The organism is Micromonospora sp. WMMD956, assembly GCF_029626125.1.
GTDB classification, from domain to species: domain Bacteria; phylum Actinomycetota; class Actinomycetes; order Mycobacteriales; family Micromonosporaceae; genus Micromonospora; species Micromonospora carbonacea.
This window is the reverse complement of sequence record NZ_JARUBI010000005.1, coordinates 3538525-3555415: the sequence shown is the minus strand read 5'-3', so window position 1 is coordinate 3555415 and position 16891 is coordinate 3538525. Positions and strand designations below refer to the sequence as shown.

At 73.0% G+C, this 16891-nt stretch carries 16 protein-coding genes, 1 tRNA gene, 1 pseudogene and 1 riboswitch; of the genes and pseudogenes, 5 read left to right on the top strand and 13 right to left on the bottom strand.

Translation table 11 applies throughout. The annotated features are described in order from the left end of the window. Nucleotides 1-106: 106 nt before the first annotated feature. A tRNA-Arg gene (locus tag O7628_RS16350) sits at nucleotides 107-179 on the bottom strand. Nucleotides 180-660: 481 nt separating this feature from the next. Between O7628_RS16350 and O7628_RS16345 the strand changes: the two genes are divergently transcribed. Continuing rightward, the gene (locus O7628_RS16345) at nucleotides 661-1332 is read left to right on the top strand and encodes a hypothetical protein (protein ID WP_229406952.1); all 672 of its coding nucleotides are present in this window, start codon (nucleotides 661-663) and stop codon (nucleotides 1330-1332) included. 750 nt (nucleotides 1333-2082) lie between these two features. On the opposite strand, the gene O7628_RS16340 is transcribed toward O7628_RS16345, so the two are convergent. The 5 genes and pseudogenes from O7628_RS16340 to O7628_RS16320 form a co-directional block, all read right to left on the bottom strand. After that, nucleotides 2083-2403 (bottom strand): hypothetical protein, encoded by a 321-nt coding sequence (locus tag O7628_RS16340; RefSeq protein WP_229406953.1) that lies wholly within the window; start codon nucleotides 2401-2403, stop codon nucleotides 2083-2085. A 60-nt stretch (nucleotides 2404-2463) separates the two neighbouring features. Continuing rightward, nucleotides 2464-2583, bottom strand: a pseudogene (locus O7628_RS16335) (hypothetical protein); the annotation flags it as partial. Nucleotides 2584-2595: 12 nt separating this feature from the next. Next, on the bottom strand, nucleotides 2596-2790 hold the full coding sequence (locus tag O7628_RS16330; RefSeq protein ID WP_229406954.1) for a hypothetical protein: 195 nt from the start codon (nucleotides 2788-2790) through the stop codon (nucleotides 2596-2598). A 430-nt stretch (nucleotides 2791-3220) separates the two neighbouring features. After that, complete coding sequence (locus tag O7628_RS16325) at nucleotides 3221-3487, bottom strand: superoxide dismutase (protein ID WP_229406955.1); 267 nt, start codon at nucleotides 3485-3487, stop codon at nucleotides 3221-3223. Nucleotides 3488-3491: 4 nt separating this feature from the next. Next, a complete protein-coding gene (locus O7628_RS16320; RefSeq protein WP_229406956.1) occupies nucleotides 3492-4106 on the bottom strand; it encodes a superoxide dismutase in 615 nt (204 codons plus the stop codon). Between the two features lie 87 nt (nucleotides 4107-4193). Here O7628_RS16320 and O7628_RS16315 point away from each other — a divergent pair, with 87 nt between their 5' ends. Next, nucleotides 4194-4646, top strand: coding sequence for a transcriptional repressor (locus tag O7628_RS16315; protein ID WP_229406957.1), 453 nt, complete (start codon nucleotides 4194-4196; stop codon nucleotides 4644-4646). Next, entirely contained in the window at nucleotides 4625-5263 is a 639-nt protein-coding gene (locus O7628_RS16310; RefSeq protein ID WP_278131639.1) for a CGNR zinc finger domain-containing protein, read from the top strand. The genes O7628_RS16315 and O7628_RS16310 overlap by 22 nt, the downstream gene beginning before the upstream one ends. Here the strand turns inward: O7628_RS16310 and alaS are convergent, their stop codons facing one another. Then, nucleotides 5264-7930 carry an alanine--tRNA ligase gene (gene alaS / locus O7628_RS16305; RefSeq protein WP_278131638.1) on the bottom strand — a complete coding sequence of 889 codons (2667 nt, stop codon included), beginning with the start codon at nucleotides 7928-7930 and terminating at the stop codon, nucleotides 5264-5266. 82 nt (nucleotides 7931-8012) lie between these two features. Here alaS and def point away from each other — a divergent pair, with 82 nt between their 5' ends. Together def and tsaD are read left to right on the top strand one after the other, a co-directional pair. Continuing rightward, nucleotides 8013-8528 carry a peptide deformylase gene (gene def / locus O7628_RS16300; protein ID WP_347405238.1) on the top strand — a complete coding sequence of 172 codons (516 nt, stop codon included), beginning with the start codon at nucleotides 8013-8015 and terminating at the stop codon, nucleotides 8526-8528. Nucleotides 8529-8531: 3 nt separating this feature from the next. Further along, entirely contained in the window at nucleotides 8532-9569 is a 1038-nt protein-coding gene (gene tsaD, locus O7628_RS16295; protein WP_229406961.1) for a tRNA (adenosine(37)-N6)-threonylcarbamoyltransferase complex transferase subunit TsaD, read from the top strand. 182 nt (nucleotides 9570-9751) lie between these two features. Here the strand turns inward: tsaD and O7628_RS16290 are convergent, their stop codons facing one another. From O7628_RS16290 to O7628_RS16265, 6 genes are all read right to left on the bottom strand, one after another. After that, a complete protein-coding gene (locus O7628_RS16290) occupies nucleotides 9752-10264 on the bottom strand; it encodes an acyl-CoA thioesterase (RefSeq protein WP_229406616.1) in 513 nt (170 codons plus the stop codon). A gap of 114 nt (nucleotides 10265-10378) precedes the next feature. Continuing rightward, nucleotides 10379-10599, bottom strand: a riboswitch (cobalamin riboswitch). Next, on the bottom strand, nucleotides 10598-11584 hold the full coding sequence (locus O7628_RS16285; RefSeq protein WP_229406615.1) for an ECF transporter S component: 987 nt from the start codon (nucleotides 11582-11584) through the stop codon (nucleotides 10598-10600). (Overlaps the previous riboswitch by 2 nt.) After that, nucleotides 11581-13212, bottom strand: a complete 1632-nt coding sequence (locus tag O7628_RS16280; RefSeq protein WP_229406614.1) for an ATP-binding cassette domain-containing protein — start codon at nucleotides 13210-13212, stop codon at nucleotides 11581-11583. The genes O7628_RS16285 and O7628_RS16280 overlap by 4 nt, the downstream gene beginning before the upstream one ends. Beyond that, a complete protein-coding gene (locus O7628_RS16275; protein WP_278131631.1) occupies nucleotides 13209-14456 on the bottom strand; it encodes a CbiQ family ECF transporter T component in 1248 nt (415 codons plus the stop codon). The genes O7628_RS16280 and O7628_RS16275 overlap by 4 nt, the downstream gene beginning before the upstream one ends. Next, a complete protein-coding gene (locus O7628_RS16270) occupies nucleotides 14449-15252 on the bottom strand; it encodes a hypothetical protein (protein ID WP_229406634.1) in 804 nt (267 codons plus the stop codon). The genes O7628_RS16275 and O7628_RS16270 overlap by 8 nt, the downstream gene beginning before the upstream one ends. A 77-nt stretch (nucleotides 15253-15329) precedes the next feature. Next, nucleotides 15330-16778 (bottom strand): cell wall anchor protein, encoded by a 1449-nt coding sequence (locus tag O7628_RS16265; RefSeq protein ID WP_278131629.1) that lies wholly within the window; start codon nucleotides 16776-16778, stop codon nucleotides 15330-15332. Between the last annotated feature and the right edge of the window lie 113 nt (nucleotides 16779-16891).

Here is a 16891-nt window from a genome sequence, read left to right as displayed (position 1 = left end):
GGACGGCTACAAACGGCGGCTCAGGGTGGCATCCGGCTGCACAGGATGATCAATCGATGCGGGAATGTATCCGCTGCTCAGGTGGCGTTTCTGCTGATCTTCGAGGTGCCCCCGGCAGGATTCGAACCTGCGACACACGGTTTAGGAAACCGATGCTCTATCCCCTGAGCTACGGGGGCGCGAGGGCCTAGTCTAGCGACCTGCGGGTTCACCTGGGGTGGCAGGGAGTGGCCCACGTTCACCCACAGCACCCGGACCCCCGTTTGCCCAGCCCAGGACCACAGCTCGAGCACACGACCCCCCGTTTGCCACCACGATCGGCTGCGGTGACCCGTGTTGGCACCGGTTGACCCTGGCTGGCATCCGCTGGCGAGCACACGTCGCGCACATCATCGAAGATCATCTAGAGGGCTCCCGCTGCAGCGGGCCGGCCGGAGGTGGTCGGATCTCGCTCGACGCTCTGCCCATCGGTCGGGAGACTGGCGGTCGTGACAGCCCGCAATGGTGTTCCCAAACGGTGCGTGGCAGGAGGTCAGGTTCAGCCTGTTCGTGCCGACCCTCGATTACGGCGGCAGCGCGTGGGGCCAGGATGTCCTCGATCCGTGGGTTGCTTCCCACTCGTCGGTCTTGGCCGCGTTGCGGCAGGTCGGGGAGGCGAGGATGTCCGCCGTCGCGTTGGCTCGTGAGGATCTGTGGGCGTTGTACGCGTTGAGCAGGGTGATGGAGTTGCTGATCCTGCCCGGCCAGCCGCCGGCTACCGATCCCGGCGAGCCTGCGGACTGGCTTGCGTCCTCGGCGTACGGGCGGTTCGTCGCGGCGATCGGCGGCACGTTCCCGGAGGGGGAAGGGTTCCATCCGTTCCTGCACGAGATCGTCGAGGTCGAGCCGGCGGACGATCCGCAGGCGCCGCCGGTGCTGGTCGGGCAGTGGTGGCCGGGCTGTCTGGTCGGGTCGCTGCTACTCATGCGCGGCGGCGTGAGCGTCCGCGCCGGTGCCCGCCACCTGGATCCCGCGCTGGCCTCGACCTCGACGTTGTACTGGGCGTGGCGGCGGCGCTACCGGCAGGTGGTCGACCTGTCGCACGGCTGGGGCGGCAACTCGCAGTGGCGCACCGCCTTCCGCCGTGACTACCGGCTGGCCGACCGGCTCGTCTACAACGCAGACGCCGCCATGGACCCGACGCCTCCGCATCCCGGCGGTCCGGACCCGTGCACGGACGTGGACCTGCTGCGTTACCGGTGCAGCACCCTGGCCGACCACGGCGACGACCAGTGGGTGTGGGACAGCCACCACGTCGAACCGATGGCACCCACCGCTGTACCACCTGAGTAAGCGATGGCCCGCCAGCCCGGCGACTTGTTCGCGTCGCAGAGTCGAGCGTCGTTCGTTGCGGTTGCCATCAGGCGGACCGAACGACGGTAGGACGGCTCCCAGGGCCGAGCCGCTCGGCACGCTCGGTGGCGACCACCGACTCCGCTCCGTGAGAGGCCCCACTGTGATGCTGCCTTCTACTCCCGCCGACGTGCCTGAGTACATCACCGACACGCTCCAGCCCTCAGGTGCTTGAAGAAGACCGGGGCGCCCCGGAAGGAGAACACGATGTGCGGGACCTGCGCAGCATCAGGGCATCACCGAGCGCAGGGCGGGCGTACGGCATGGTGCCCAGGCCGGCTGGTCGCCGGCCGCCGTTTCGCGACCGGGCCTGATTCCACGCGTACCGGGCTCGCGGCGACCGATCAGTACGGCTTCGCGTGGTATCACCGGGGCCGGCAAGGCGACCACGATATGGGGCTCTGGTCTGGGGCGGTGGCCGCGCGTGTCAGGTGCACCGTCACTCTGTGGCCGTGGGGGCCAGGTTGGCCGACCAGCGTTCCCCGATCCGGGCGCGCGCCAGACCGCGATGGCGACGAGCCAGGCGACGACGAACAGGCCCGTGATGCCGTAGCCGGCGTAGTCGAGGGGATGTCGGCGATCGCCGCCGGCGGACCGGAGGTGATGTTGGCCTGGCCGGCGAGGACGCCGATCAGTTCGATGGTGCCGATGATCAGGGCGACGGCGATCGAGGGAGGCGAGGGCGCCGGCTCAGGGCTGTCGGTCAGCGGCCTGCTTGAGCGTCTGTCGCAGCCCGGCGAGCGGTGGCACGCCGGAGGTCGCCGCGGCGTCGCGGTACAGCCGGCACGCCAGCGCCGGGCGCTGGCCGGGCTGCGCAAACGAATCGCGCCCGTCGGTGAAGACGCTGGACGAGCCGGTGAAGCCGAGCTGCTCGGCCTCGGCCTGGTCGCTGACGATGCGGGTGGTGAACCGCACCGTGGACAAGCCGACGTCGTCGAGCGCCCGGCGTAGCAGCACGGCGGCGGGCCCTTCGTTCGGACAGTCGGCGACCACCAGCAGTTGCACGTCCACGTACCATCATGCGCCGCCGCGAGGCTTCGGGTACGCGGCGGCCCCGCCGGAGGATCGGCGTCAGCCGGTCGGGCGGGGCGCGTACATGATGACCGCGACGCCGGCCAGGCAGATCAGCGCACCGATGACGTCCCACCGGTCCGGACGGAACTTGTCTACGACCATGCCAGCAGCACACGCCCTCCCGCCCGGTCAGGTCCGTGCGGTGGCCTCGGCTGCCGGGGGCGAGCTGCACCGCAGCCGCGTCGGCGCCGGCCGCTGCTGCCCGACAAGCGCGGTGGCGAACAGGTCATCGAACTCGGCCAGCCGCGGCGGCCGCTGCGCGGTGGGCAGGGTGCATGCCTCGGGCACCCATGACGGACCGGTTACATCGTCGTTCGTGGTCATGCCACGACGGTAAGCCTGTACCCAGGTACAGGATGCAAGCCCTTCAGGCCGACTTCGACGCCGCGCCTTCCCACCGCCCGGTGAACCGTGGCCCGGGCCACCCAAACAGCTCGGCCAGGTCCGGCACCCATCCGGGGCGAGCCAAGCAGACCGCCTCTGGGCCGCCAGCGTTGGTCGTGGCGGCCCCAGCGCGGGTCAGTTCCCCGTTGGGCGGGTCGGACAGGGCGTGGCGTCGAACACCTCGACTGGTACGCCGACCGACGCGCCGGAGGCATGTGGGCGGTGGTCACCCCCGGCGGTGTTACGGATCATCGCGTGCCGGGGGGACCGCCTGCGAGGTACGCCCACTCGCGGGCACTACCTGTGACCATACTTCGGCAATTGCCAAGTGTTTGCAACAAGGCTGTCTCGGTGGGGTGCGGGGGTACGGTCACGGGGTGACCGGGGGACTCCCCGCCGTCGTGGCCACGAGCAGGGACAGCTCACGGACCAGTTCGTCCATGCTCTGGCCGCTCTGGGCCCGGACCAGGCCCAGCGCGAGGTCGGCGAGCAGGTAGAAGCCAAGGGTGCGGGCCTGCTCGCTGGGGAACGCGGCGAGCAGTTCCTCGGCGCCGGCGGGGTCACCGCGGTGTTTGGCGGCGATGACCCCGGCGGCGCGTTGGAGCAGCTCCGCAGCGGCGGGAGTGGCTGCGCTCACCCGGTCAGATCTTCGGGCTCGTGGCGCGGGCGGCGTCGAAGCGGGCGATCACGTCGGACCAGTTGACGAGGTTCCACAGCCGGTCGACGTAGTCGGGGCGGACGTTCTTGTACTGCAGGTAGTAGGCGTGCTCCCAGGCGTCAAAGACCAGCAGCGGGGTGGTGCCCTGGCCGACGTTGCCATGGTGGTCGTAGACCTGTTCCACGATCAGCCGCTTCGACAGCGGCTCCCACGCCAGCACGCCCCAGCCGGAGCCCTGCACGCTCTTGGTGGCGGCGGACAGCTGGCCGGCGAAGGCGTCGAAGGAGCCGAAGTGCTCGTCGATGGCGGCGGCCAGTTCGCCGTCCGGTCGGTCGCCGCCGTCCGGGGACAGGTTGTTCCAGAAGATGGTGTGCAGGACGTGCCCGGACAGGTTGAACGCGTACGTCTTCTCCAGGCCGACGAGCTTGCTGAAGTCGCCCTTGTCGCGGGCCTCGGCAAGCTGCTCCAGGCCGTCGTTGGCGCCCTTGACGTACGCGGCGTGGTGCTTGTCGTGGTGCAGCTCGAGGATCTGCCCCGACATCGCCGGCTCCAGCGCGCCGTAGTCGTAGGTCAGGTCGGGCAGGGTGTAGACCGCCATCAGGATCCCTCTTTCGGTGATGCTGCCGCAGTTTCGTTGTTGCCAGTATCTTGCAACAAGACGGCGGGTGGTGGGAGGAGCCAGAGATTGATCACATCGCGGGCCGATCGGGTGGACGCGGCGCTGGAGCGGCTGCGCCGCGCCGGCCTGCGCACGACCCTGGCCCGGCGTGCGGTGCTGGACGCGCTCGGCGACGCCGCGGTCGAGCGGCGACACCTCAACGCCGGCGAGGTGCACCGGCGGCTCACCGGCCGGGGGCTGGCGGTGGAGCTGTCGACGGTGCACCGCGTCCTGGGGCAGTTGGTCGACCTCGGCGTGGCGCATGCCGTGCCGGTGGGTGGGGCGGCCACGTTCGGGTTGGCCGACCACCCGCACCATCACGCGGTGTGCGAGGGCTGCGGCGGCATGCGTCAGCTGCCGGTGCCGGCGGTGGCGGCCAGTGTCGCGGCGGCCCGGGAGGTCGGCGTCGAGATGGACGGCGGCAGCGGCGGGGTCGTCGTGTACGGGCGGTGCCCGGCGTGCCGCGCCACGACCACCTGAGCGCGCCGGCCGCGCGTACCCGACCGGCGGCCGATCCGAACGCGGAGGCGGAGCCGGTCGCCCGTGCGGCGGCGCGGCGCCCGCAGGCCTTCACCGACAGCCCCGAGTTGGTGGCGCTGGCGGTGCAGCTGGCCAACGCGCCGCCGGGGAACACCCCCGCGGAGGCAGCCGTCACGGTCGGGTGGCCGCGCCCGCGCGAGGTCGCGACGCCGGCTGATCTGCCGCTGCTGCACCAGGCGGGCCGGCAGCTCCGCGAGGTCTTCGCCCACGCCGGCGCACGCCGTGACCGCGAGGCGGTGCACGTGCTCAACCGGCTCCTGGCCCGGCACCGGCTACGGCCCGTCATCGCCGGCACCGGCCCGGCGGACCGCCACCTGCACGTCGCCGCGCCCGGCGCCACACCGGCGGCCGAGCACGTGGCCGCAGCGGTGTGGGCACTCGCGGTGTTCCTGTGCGAACAGGGCATCGACCGGTTCAAGACCTGCGCGGAACCCGGTTGCGGCACCGTGTTCCTGGACGGGACCACCAACCGCCGCCGCCGGTTCTGCTCCCCGCGCTGCGCCACCCGCGCCCACGTGCGGGCACACCGCAGCCGGCGACGGACGGTCACCCGCTGATCAGCCGGCCCGGACCAGGCCGGCGACGGTGGCCAGCGCGGCATCGGCGGTAAGACCCGGGGCGCCGCCCTGCGCGAGGCGGGCGGTGCCGCCGCCACGTCCGCCGAGCGCGGACCTCACCAGGTGTACGGCGCCGAACGCGTCCGACGTCGTCGCCGTGGTGGCGACGACCAGGCGGGTGCCGCGCTCGGCCGGTGCGGCGACGGCGACCACGCCCGGCCGGTCCTGCGGTAGCGCGGCCCGCACCAGTTCGGCGAGTTGCCGGGGGTCCTCCTCGCCGTCGGCGACGACCCCGACATAGCGGGTGACACCGACGGCCGGCGCCTCGGCGGCGAGGCGGCGGGCCCGCTGCGCGGTGAGCTCCCGGGCGAGTTGGTCGGCGCGGCGCTCGGCGGCCTTGGCGCGGCCGAGGAGCGCGACGATGCGTTCGGGTAGGTCCTCGCGCGGGGCCTGCAGCCGCGCGGCGAGTTGGGTGACGAGGTCGCGTTCCCGGGCGAGGTAGCGCAGCCCGTCGAGGCCGACAACGGCCTCGACGCGGCGGTGACCGGCGCCGACGGACGACTCGCCGGTCAGCGCGAGCAGGCCGATCTGGCTGGAGTGGGTTACGTGGGTGCCGCCGCACAGTTCCCGGGACCAGGCCCCGCCGATCTCGACGACCCGGACCTGCTCGTCGTAGGTCTCCCCGAACAGGGCCAGGGCGCCGAGTTCCCGGGCCCGGGTCAGCGGCATGACCTGCGCGGTGACCGGGAGGTCGTCACGCAGCGCCTGGTTGGCGACGTCTTCGATCTCGCTGCGGGTGGCCGGGGATAGGCCGCCGGGCCAGGCGAAGTCCAGCCGCAGGTAGCCGGGCCGGTTGTAGGAGCCGGACTGCAACGCGGTCGGGCCGAGGACCTGCCGCAGCGCGGCGTGCAGCACGTGGGTGCCGGAGTGGGCCTGTCGGGCGCCGAGGCGCCAGCTCGCGTCGACGTTCGCGGTGAGGCGGGCGCCGACCGTCAGGTGTCCGGCGGTGACGCGGACCTGGTGGGCGACGAGGCCCTTGACGGGGCGCTGCACGTCGATCACCTCGCCCGCGCCGTCGGTGCCGGTGAGGTGCCCGGCGTCGGCGGCCTGCCCGCCGGACTCGGCGTAGAACGGGGTGACGTCGAGGACCACGGTGACGATCTGCCCCTCGGTCGCGGCGGGCACCGGTTCGCCGTCGGTCAGGATCGCCACGATCGTCGATTCGGTCGTCAGGTCGGTGTAGGCACGCCAGTCCGTCAGGCCCGTCGTGTCGACGATCCGTCGGTACGCCGACACGTCGGTGTGCCCGGTCTTGCGGGCTTGCGCGTCGGCCTTGGCCCGGCTGCGCTGGTCGGCCATCAGCCGGCGGAAGCCGTCCGCGTCGACCTGCAGGCCCTGCTCGGCGGCGATCTCCAGGGTCAGGTCGATCGGGAAGCCGTACGTGTCGTGCAGCTGGAACGCCTTGTCACCGGGCAGCGCCGCCTTGCCGGCCGACTTCGTCTCGGCGATGGCGGTGTCCAGGATCGTGGTGCCGGCGCGCAGCGTGGCCAGGAACGCGTCCTCCTCGGCGTACGCGTACTGCGAGATGCGGCCGAAGTCCTCGGCCAGCTCCGGATACGACGGCGCCATGCAGTCGCGGGCCACCGGCAACAGCTCCGGCAGCGCCCGGTCGGCGTAGCCGAGCAGCCGCACCGCCCGGATCGCCCGGCGCATGATCCGCCGCAGGACGTAGCCGCGGCCCTCGTTCGACGGGGTCACGCCGTCGCCGATGAGCATCAGCGCAGTGCGCACGTGGTCGGCGACGACCCGCAGCCGCACGTCGTCCGGGTGCGACTCGTTGGCCGCGTGACCGGAGTGCACGCCGTAGCGCTTGCCGGTCAGCTCGGCGGCCCTGTCGAGGATCGGCTTGACCTCGTCGATCTCGTAGAGGTTGTCCACGCCCTGCAGCAGCGAGGCCATCCGCTCCAGGCCCATGCCGGTGTCGATGTTCTTCGCCGGCAGGTCACCGAGGATCGGGAAGTCCTCCTTACCGGTGCCCGGGCCGCGCTCGGACTGCATGAAGACGAGGTTCCAGAACTCCAGGTAGCGGTCCTCGTCGACCTCCGGGCCGCCCTCACGGCCGTAGGCCGGGCCGCGGTCGTAGTACAGCTCCGAGCAGGGGCCGCACGGGCCGGGGATGCCCATCGACCAGAAGTTGTCGGCCTTGCCCCGACGCACGATCCGCTCGGCCGGCACGCCGGTGGCCCGCCAGATGTCGTACGCCTCGTCGTCGTCCAGGTAGACGGTGGCCCAGATCCGCTCCGGGTCCAGCCCGAAGCCGCCCGCCTCCACCGACTTGGTGGCCAGGTCCCAGGCCAGCGGGATCGCCCCGGACTTGAAGTAGTCACCGAAGGAGAAATTGCCGTTCATCTGGAAGAACGTGCCATGCCGGCTGGTCTTGCCGACCTCGTCGATGTCCGGCGTACGGATGCACTTCTGCACACTCGTCGCCCGCGCGTACGGCGGGGTCTGCTGCCCCAGGAAGTAGGGCACGAACTGCACCATGCCCGCGTTGACGAACAGCAGGTTCGGGTCGCTGATGGCGGGCAGCGGAGCCGACGGCACCACGACGTGACCGTTCGCCTCGAAGTGGGCGAGGAACCGCCACTTGATCTCCGCCGTCCGCATACCGCCCCACCCCTTACTGCAAGTCTTTGGCAATTGCATAGTATGGGCGACTGTGCAGACACCGACCGGCACCCCACGACCCATCACCCGCTACGGCACCCCGGTGCTGCACCACCGCTGCGCCGAGGTGACCGTCTTCGACGACGCCCTCGCCCACCTCGTGGCGGACATGTTCGCCAGCATGTACACGGCGCACGGCGTCGGCCTCGCCGCCAACCAGATCGGCGTCGACGCCCGGATCTTCGTCCTCGACTGCCCCGACGCCACCGGCGCCCACACCGTCGCCCACGTGATCAACCCGGTCCTGCAGCTACCCGACCAGCGGAATCTCGTCACCGACAGCGAGGGCTGCCTGTCCGTGCCCGGCCAGTACGCCGAGGTCACCCGCCCGGCCACCGCCACCGTCACCGGCGTCGACCTGCACGGCCGGCCCGTGCGCATCGACGGCACCGGCACCCTCGCCCGCTGCCTGCAACACGAGGTCGACCACCTCGACGGCCTCGCCTACGTCGACCGGCTACCCGCCAAGCTCCGCAAACAACTGCTCGCCGCCGCCGCCGAACACCCCGGCGTCGGCGTCGGCACCGGACAGAACTGAAACATGCCGGTCGTCCTCGGCATCGAAACGTCCTGCGACGAGACCGGCGTCGGCATCGTCGCCGACGGCGTCCTGCTCGGCGACGCCCTCGCCACCAGCATGGACGAACACGCCCGCTTCGGCGGCGTCGTCCCCGAGATCGCCGCCCGCGCCCACCTGCACGCCATCACCCCCATGGTCGAACACGCCCTGCAGCAGGCCGGAATCGGCTTCGCCGACATCGACGCCGTCGCCGCCACCGCCGGCCCCGGCCTCGCCACCGCCGTTCAGGTGGGCCTCGCCGCCGGCAAGGCCTACGCCCTCACCCTCGGCGTCCCCCTCTACGGCGTGCACCACCTCGCCGGCCACGCCGCCGTCGACATCCTCGACCACGGCCCCCTCCCCCAGCGCAGCATCGCCCTCATCGTCTCCGGCGGGCACACCTCGCTCCTGATCCTCGGTGACCTCGCCCGCGACCCCGTCATCCACCTCGGCGACACCGCCGACGACGCCGCCGGCGAAGCCTTCGACAAGGTCGCCCGCCTGCTCGGCCTGCCCTACCCCGGTGGCCCCGCCATCGACCGGGCCGCCCGCGAAGGTGACCCCACGGCAATCGCCTTTCCGCGCCCGATGACCGGACCGCAGGACCCGCCGTACCGATTCTCGTTCTCCGGCCTGAAGACCGCCGTCGCCCGCTGGACCGAACGCCACTGCGGGCCGCTACCTGTGGCCGACATCGCCGCGTCGTTCCAGGAAGCCGTCGCCGACATACTTACCCGCAAGGCCGTCGCCGCGTGCCGCGACCACCACGTCGACACGCTTCTGCTCGTCGGCGGCGTCGCCGCCAACAGTCGCGTACGCGCCCTCGCCGAACAGCGCTGCGCTGCCGTCGGTATCACCCTGCGCGTCCCCGCGCCGCGACTCTGCACCGACAACGGCGCCATGATCGCCGCCATCGGCGGTCTTCTCGTGCGCGCCGGCATCCCCCCGTCACCGCTGACCCTGGGCGCCGACCCCAGCGCCCGGCTGACTCATGCCACCATCGGCAAGGACCTGCGCTGACTGTCCACACGGGCCCTCCGGACACGCGAGACACCGCTCACCAGGCTACAGAACGAACGAAGACTCCTTCAGAGGAGCAGTCGCACAACCGCAATCCACGCCGATGACGACCAACGCAACAACGATCCTGAGCGGTGGTGGCGAGGTGATCGGCGGGCGTCGCGGCGACAATGCGACAGGTCTCAGCCGTCCTCGGCACCGTCGAGTAGCGCCCGACGCAAGGCGAGACGGTGCTCGCGGCGGATCTGCGCCTCACGGTAGCGTCGCCGGTCGCCGTCGGTCTCGGCCAGCAGCGGCGGCACCGGCCGTGGTTGCCCGTCGTCGTCGACGGCGACCATGACCAGATGCGCGGTGGCCACGTCGACCGGCGGCACCGCCCGATCCCACCGATCCGCGCTGACCTTGACGGCGACCTCCATCGAGCTGCGGCCGGCCCAGGTGATCCGGGCGTCGACGTGGACGACGTCGCCGACCCGCACGGCGCGCAGGAAGGCGGTCTCGTCGATGGCGGCGGTGACTGCGGGCCCGTCGGAATGCCGAGCGGCCACCACTCCGGCGACGGAGTCGATGAGGTTGAGAATCCGGCCGCCGTGGACGGTGCCCATCAGGTTGGTGTGATGCTGGTCCATGATCTGTGACAGGGTCAGATGCGACGCCGACGGGGGCCGGCCGGCGAGAATGGCGCTCTCGTGCATGGTTCATCCGTCCTCGGGAAGCATGCCGTCGACCAGCCGGCACGCACGTCGAGGACCCGCCGCAGCGCGTCACCCGCCCGACCCGCCCGCGAGGTCGACGGCTGCGCACACACCTCTTGTGTGCGCAGCGCGGGCAGGTCTTCGGACTCGCGGGCATGACCGGGTACGCCGGTGTCTCCTACTGGCCGTCGCTTCCCGGGCCCTACGGGCCCAGTGCCGGTGACGGCGGTCGTTCCCACTCACCGCTGCGGGGCAGTCCCGGATTCCCACCGGGTTCCCTCTTACGACGCCCGAGCGTGACAACGCCTGGGCGAACCAGCGCCGGTAACCAGCCTAGCGTTCTTGGTCAGCTGACGGCCGGCTCGGACCTGGATGTGACCTACCTCCCCCATCGCCCTTGCCGATGGATCCGGGTGGCCTGGCGGGTGACGCAGAGGCCGGCCCGGCGGCGGGATCGGTCACGTCGGTGCCGGCCGGGCCTGCGACCTCGGCGCTGTCGGCGACCGGGTCCGGCGGCTGCGGTTCGGCTGCGACGAAGGTGACCGGAGCGTCGAACGCGGCCCGGCGCGCGGCGCGGCGCAGCGCGGCGAGCACCGCCGGGCCGGCCAGGACGATCGCCACCGCGGTGGTGATCGCGCGGCCGGTGTCCCAGCCGAAGGTGGAGGTGACTGCGGTGAACAGGGCGAGGCGGTGCAGGTTCTCCAGCACCGGCGCGCCCGCGACGTAGGACAGTTGGGTGTCCGCTCCGACGCTGAACGGCCAGAACCACAGGTTCATCAGCAGGCCGTAGCCGTAGGCGGCGAGCGCGCCGTAGGCCGCCAGGACGGCGGTCTCGGCCCGTCCGCGCAGCCTCGCCGGAAGCAGGCCGGCGCCCAGGCCGATCCAGGACGCGCACAGCATCTGGAACGGCAGCCACGGTCCGACACCGGCGGTGAGCAGGGCGGAGGCGAACAGGGACGTCGAACCGAGCAGGAAACCGAATCCGGGGCCGAAGACCCGGCCGGCTAGGACGAGGAGGAAGAACACGGTCTCGATGCCGGCGGTGCCCGCGCCCAGGGGGCGCAGCGCGGCGTTGACGGCGGCGAGCACACCGAGCATCGCCAGGGCTTTGCTGTCCATGCCACCGGAGGTGAGTTCGGCCAGCACGAGCGCCACGAGCACCGGCAGCATCAGGAAGAAGACCACCGGTGCCTCGCCGGTGCGGGCGGTGGATTCCGGCTGCGCGGGGACGAAGAACGGCCAGGTGAAGGTCGCCAGGGCGGCGGCCGAGGCCAGGGCCAGCACCACGGCGGTACGCGGGGCGACCCGCAACACGGTCACGCCGGTGCCTGGGTCTGGGTCAACGCGGTGGCGACCTGTTCCACAGTGAGCCACGGCGCGGGGGCGAGGACCTTGGCCACCTGCGGGGCGAACGCCGGTGACGCGAGCATGACCTCCGCCGTGCTGCCGTCGGAGACGATGTCCCCCTCGGCCATGACGATCACCCGATCGGCGAGGGCCGCGACGAGTTCGACATCGTGGGTGGCGACCACCACGGCGCGGCCGGCGGCGGCCAACGCGCGGACGACCTCGGTGAACTGCCGCTTGGCGTGGTAGTCCAGGCCACGGGTCGGCTCGTCGAGCAGCACCACCGGCGGAGCGGCGGTGAGCTGGACGGCGAGCGCGAGGGCCAGCCGCTGCCCCTCGGACAGGTCACGGGGATGCCGGTCGGCGGGCAGGCCGGGGGTGAGCTGGTCCAGCAGCGCCCGGCAGGTGCCGGTCGGCGCCGCGGTCTCCCGGTCGGCCTGGGCGCATTCGGCGTCCACGGTCTCCAGGTAGAGCAGATCGCCGGAGTTCTGCGGGACAAGGCCGACGTGCCGGCGGGCCCGGCCCGCCGGCAGCCTCTTCGGGTCGACGGTCCCCTGCGGTCCGGCCACGTCGACGGTGCCGCCGTGGCGGGGGCCGCTACCCTGCACCGCCCACAGCAGACTCGACTTGCCGGACCCATTGCGGCCCATCAACGCGACGACCTCGCCGGAACGCAGGTCGACGTCGACGCCGGCCACCGCGACCGTGCCCGGATACCGTACGACGATCTTCCGCGCGGTCAGCGCCGCCGCCCTCTCCGTCATCGTCTCGGGCGGCGGCGGGTCCACGTCAGCGAGCCGACGCCGCAGGCCGGACGCCTGCCGACGAGCGTCGCGCACCGACAGCGGCAGGGGTGTCCAGCCGGCGAGGCGACCCAGCTCGATCAGCGGCGGCGCGATGTCGATGTGCGCCAGCACCGTTGCCGGTGTCCCGTCGATCACGCTCCCGTCGCCGGGCAGGTAGAGCAGCCGGTCGGCGTACTGCACCACCCGCTCCAGCCGGTGCTCGGCCAACACCACGGTCACGCCGAGGTCGTGTACCAGCCGGGTGACGGTGGCGAGCACGTCCTCCGCGGCGGTGGGGTCCAACGCGGAGGTGGGCTCGTCGAGCACCAGCACCCGGGGATGGGCCGTGAGCACCGCGCCGATGGCGACCCGCTGCTGCTGGCCGCCGGAAAGCGTCCGCAGCGGCCGGTCGCGCAGGTCCGCGATGCCGAGCAGGTCGAGGGTCTCCTCCACCCGCTTGCGCATGACCGTCGGTGGCAGGGCCAACTGCTCCATCCCGTACGCCAGTTCCTCCTCGACGGTGTCGGTGACGAACCCGGCCATGGGGTCCTGACCGACCACGCCGACGACGTCGGCGAGGTCGCGTGGCGGGTGCCGGCGGGTGTCCCGGCCGTCCACGGTGACGGTGCCGTGCAGGGTGCCGCCGGTGAAGTGCGGCACCAGTCCGTTGATCGCCCGCAACAGGGTCGACTTGCCGGCGCCGGTCCGGCCGGCGACCAGGCAGAGCTCGCCCTCCTCGACCCGGAGCGTCACGTCCCGCAGCGGCGGCGACCCGCCCTCGACGTAGCGGACGGTGACCCGGTCAAAAATGATCATAAGGGGCCTTCCGTCACCGGCGACGACGTGGTGGCGGGGCGTGCCGTGTCCACCCGCGGGCCTGGGGCGGGGAGCGCCGGGACCGCCGCCGGTGGGCGGGCGACCCGCGCCGCGGGCGGTGGCGGCGCCAGCCAGGCGGGGGCCGCCGCGACCGCGACGGCGAGCAGCATCAACGGCGTCAGCTGGGGCCAGGTGAGCGGGCTGACCGGAGGGTAGAGCAGCTCCGGGGCGACCGCGCCGGCCAGCGTGGTCAGCGCGGCGGCGGCCACGCCGCAGCCGGCGACGAGCAGCTCGGCCGGGTGCCAGCGATCCGGCCGGTAGCGGCTGCGGAGGACCCTGCGGCCGGCCAGCAGCATCCCGGCCACGGCGGTGGCCAGGCCACCGAGGAGCAGTGGCAGGCCGAGGTAGCCGGCCCCGGTGTCGAGCAGCCCGTACGTGCCGGCACACACGCCGATCAGCCCGCCGAGCACCAGCGCGCCGGTGGTGGCGCGCTGGCCCGGGGGCACGGCCGCGGTCCGGCCGTAGCCCCGGGAGTCCATCGCCGCCGCGAGGGCCAGGGACCGGTCCAGCGCGTCGGCCAGCACCGGCAGGGCGATGCCCTGCAACGCCCGCATCCCGCGCCCGGACGCGCCACGCAACCGTCGTGCCCGGCGGACCCGTAGCACGCTCTCCACCAGCTGCGGGGCGACCGACAACGCGACCACGACGGCCGTGCCGACCGCGTACAACGCGCCGGGCACCGCCTTGAGTAGCCGTTTCGGGTTGGCCAGCGCGTTCGCCGCGCCGAGGCAGATCAGCATCGCGGCCAGCCGCAGCCCGTCGTAGAACCCGCCGAGGACCTGCTCGACGGCGACGGGCCCGAACAACCGGATGCCGGCCGCCCAGGCTGGCAGCGGGACCTCCGGCAACCGGATCAGCACGTGGTCGCCCTGCCCGCCGCCGAACACGATGCGAAACACCACCCGCATCACCACGATCACCGCGCCGAGCACCAGGTACATCCGGAACGCCAGCGCCCAGGGCGCGTCGCCGCGCCGCCGGACGACCACCAGCGCGGCGACGGCGATCAGCAGTGCCAGCGGCAACGGATTGGTGGTGTGACTGGCCGCCGTGGCCAAGCCCAGCGCCCAGAGCCACCACGCGCCCGGGTGCAGCCCTCGGGGCAGCGGCGCCGACGGCCACCACGACGCCGCCCGGCCGGTCCGGGCGGTCGCGCCCGGGTGGCGTCTGGCCCGGTCAGTCATCCTGGTCGGCGGTCCGCCGCCGCCTGGCGGCGATCACGCCACCGGCGGCGAGTGCCGCCAGCAGCAACACCCCCGCCGCCGTGCCCAGCGGGACGCCACCGTCGCCACGGGGTGCGGCGACACCGGTCAGCACCGGTTCCTCGGAGTCGCTCGGCGATGGGCCGCCGGACCCGCCGGTCGGCGGCGCGGTGGCCGGCGCGCCAGGTGTCTCCGGCGATCCACTGACCGGTGTCCTAGCGGAGGGCGCCGCAGACCCGGACGCGCGTGTCGTCGGCGCTGCCGAACCGGGGCCACCGCCGGCCGCCGACGAAGGCGCGACCGGCCCGCCGCCTGCCGGTGGCGTGACCGGTGCGCCACCGGTGGTGGGCGGTGGTGGTGGCGACGGTCGTTTCGGTGCGATGCCGGGACGGGGCGCGTCGTTGGCGGTGCGGTTGAGGGAGAACGACCAGCCCTCGAAGGTGCCGGCCGGCGGCTTGCGGTTGAGCACACCCTTGTCGCTGTACGTCCAACTGCCACCGTCGGCCGCGTGCCAGTACGACCAGTAGGCGCTGGCCGGAGGCGTGTCGACGCACTTCTCGGCCGCCGCCGACGGTTTGCCCTCGATCCGGCAGACGAACCCCTCGCCCCAGCGCAGCGTGCCGGTGACCTGGAAACCGGCGCTCTTCAGCGCCGTCAGGCCGGTCGGCTGCTCGCCCCGGGCGCACCGCACCACCGTTCCGCCGCCGAGTTCGTTGAAGTCGACCACCACGGTGACGCCGGAGGCGTCCGGGCAGTAGCCGGCCGCACCGGCGGCCATCGCCGGGCTGCCCGGTTCGCCCACCACGCCGACGGCGGCCAGGACGACGGCCAGCCCGGCGCGGACGATCCGGACGATCACGTCGCCCTCCATCGGCTGAGGAGCAGCAGCAGCGACCCACCACCGACCATCAGGAGCGCGATCAGCACGTACGTGGTGATCGCCGCGCCGGTCGTCGGTAGGCCACCCGCACCCCCCGGGGCGGTCGGCGCGGCAGTCGGGGCGGCGGTCGCCGACACGGTGGGTGACGGGGCCGGTGCCGTGGTGCTGGCGGACGCACTCGGGGTCGGGCTGGCCGGTGCGGTCGGCGTCGGCGACCCGGTGGGTGTGGGGGACGCCGTTCCGGTCGGTGAGGCCGTGCCCGTTGGAGTCGGCCCGGGCGACGACGGCGGAAGGTCGAGGCCGATGCGGCCGAGCGGCACCTGGGCGAGACCGAGCAGTGCCTGCGCGGTGGCCCGACGCCACTGGTCCCGGGAGACGTCGTCGATCCCGGACCCGACAGCGGCGGCCAGGCCTTCGGCGTTGTAGGCGATGGCTCCCGCGTCGGCGGCTGCGCCGCCGTGCGACGTGGTCAGCTGGAGCACGCGGAGCGCGCCCGCTGCGCGGGCGGCCTCGGCATGGCGTCCGGAGGCGGCGAGCGCCTGCCCGGCCAGGCCGGTGCTGTTGGAGTTCGCGCCGGTCGTCGGCCCCGAGCCGCCGAACGACCCGTCGGAATGCTGCTGGGCGACCAACCAGTCCACGCCCCGATCCGCCGCGGCCGCGGCACCCGTGGCCCCTTCGTCTGCGGCGGCCAGCAGCGCCTGCACGGCCATCGCGGTCGAGTCGACGTCGAGGGTGGCGCCGGCCTGCTCGTCGCACGACGGCGACGGGCCGTCCCCCGTGTCGGGGTAGAGCCGGAAGCCACCGGCCGCGCACTGCTGCCGGACGAGGAAGTCGACGGTGTCCTGCGGGACGTCGCCGCTGCGGGCCAGGCCCAGCACCGTGAAGGACTGGTCGAAGGTGTTGCTGGCGTCCGGACCGCTGTCGGCGGTGGTGCGGCTGGTGATCCGCCCCCGCTGATGCCCGGCGTCCGCCCCGGCGACCAGCGACAGGGCCTCGGCCCGCAGGTCGAAACCGCCGAAGTCGGTGGGATCAGCTCCGGCGGCGGCGGCCGCGTAGAGCAGCTTCGCGGTGGCCCCGCCGTCGGTGAAGCCCTCGATGCCCCAGTCGTCGTAGCTGTTGTAGGAGCGCACGTGCGCCGCGACCTGCGCGGTCGCCGCCTGCCGGGTCGGCACGGCCACCCCGGTCGCGGACAACGCGATGATTCCGTCGATGGTCAGGCCCCAGTCAGGGCTCCCGAACGGCCCGGGAAGTGCCCCGTCGGCGACCTCACCGGCCAACCAGGACGCTGCCTCGCGTGCCGCGGCGGCGTCGGCCGGTGCCGGTGCGGCAACCACGGTCAGGGGCAGGGCGGCGATCGCGGCGAGGGTCGCCGCTGTGCTGGCGGCGAGACCGGTGCCGATCCGCCGGTGCCGGGACAGGGACATGGGGTGCCTTTCGCAGAGCGGTCGGTGAAGGCGCCGGAACGCAGCCGAGGAGTCGGCACCCGCTCGCATGACGACGCGTTGCGCGGGGTGGACGGACCTCGGCGGCCCGGACT

Excerpts from the sequence above, each read along its gene's own strand:
- O7628_RS16345 (WP_229406952.1), top strand. The coding sequence starts at position 661 with ATGTCCGCCGTCGCGTTGGCTCGTGAGGATCTGTGGGCGTTGTACGCG.
- O7628_RS16330 (WP_229406954.1), bottom strand. The coding sequence starts at position 2,790 with ATGACCACGAACGACGATGTAACCGGTCCGTCATGGGTGCCCGAGGCA.
- O7628_RS16320 (WP_229406956.1), bottom strand. The coding sequence starts at position 4,106 with ATGGCGGTCTACACCCTGCCCGACCTGACCTACGACTACGGCGCGCTG.
- alaS (WP_278131638.1), bottom strand. The coding sequence starts at position 7,930 with ATGCGGACGGCGGAGATCAAGTGGCGGTTCCTCGCCCACTTCGAGGCG.
- tsaD (WP_229406961.1), top strand. The coding sequence starts at position 8,532 with ATGCCGGTCGTCCTCGGCATCGAAACGTCCTGCGACGAGACCGGCGTC.
- O7628_RS16290 (WP_229406616.1), bottom strand. The coding sequence starts at position 10,264 with ATGCACGAGAGCGCCATTCTCGCCGGCCGGCCCCCGTCGGCGTCGCAT.
- O7628_RS16280 (WP_229406614.1), bottom strand. The coding sequence starts at position 13,212 with ATGATCATTTTTGACCGGGTCACCGTCCGCTACGTCGAGGGCGGGTCG.
- O7628_RS16275 (WP_278131631.1), bottom strand. The coding sequence starts at position 14,456 with ATGACTGACCGGGCCAGACGCCACCCGGGCGCGACCGCCCGGACCGGC.
- O7628_RS16270 (WP_229406634.1), bottom strand. The coding sequence starts at position 15,252 with ATGGCCGCCGGTGCGGCCGGCTACTGCCCGGACGCCTCCGGCGTCACC.
- O7628_RS16265 (WP_278131629.1), bottom strand. The coding sequence starts at position 16,778 with ATGTCCCTGTCCCGGCACCGGCGGATCGGCACCGGTCTCGCCGCCAGC.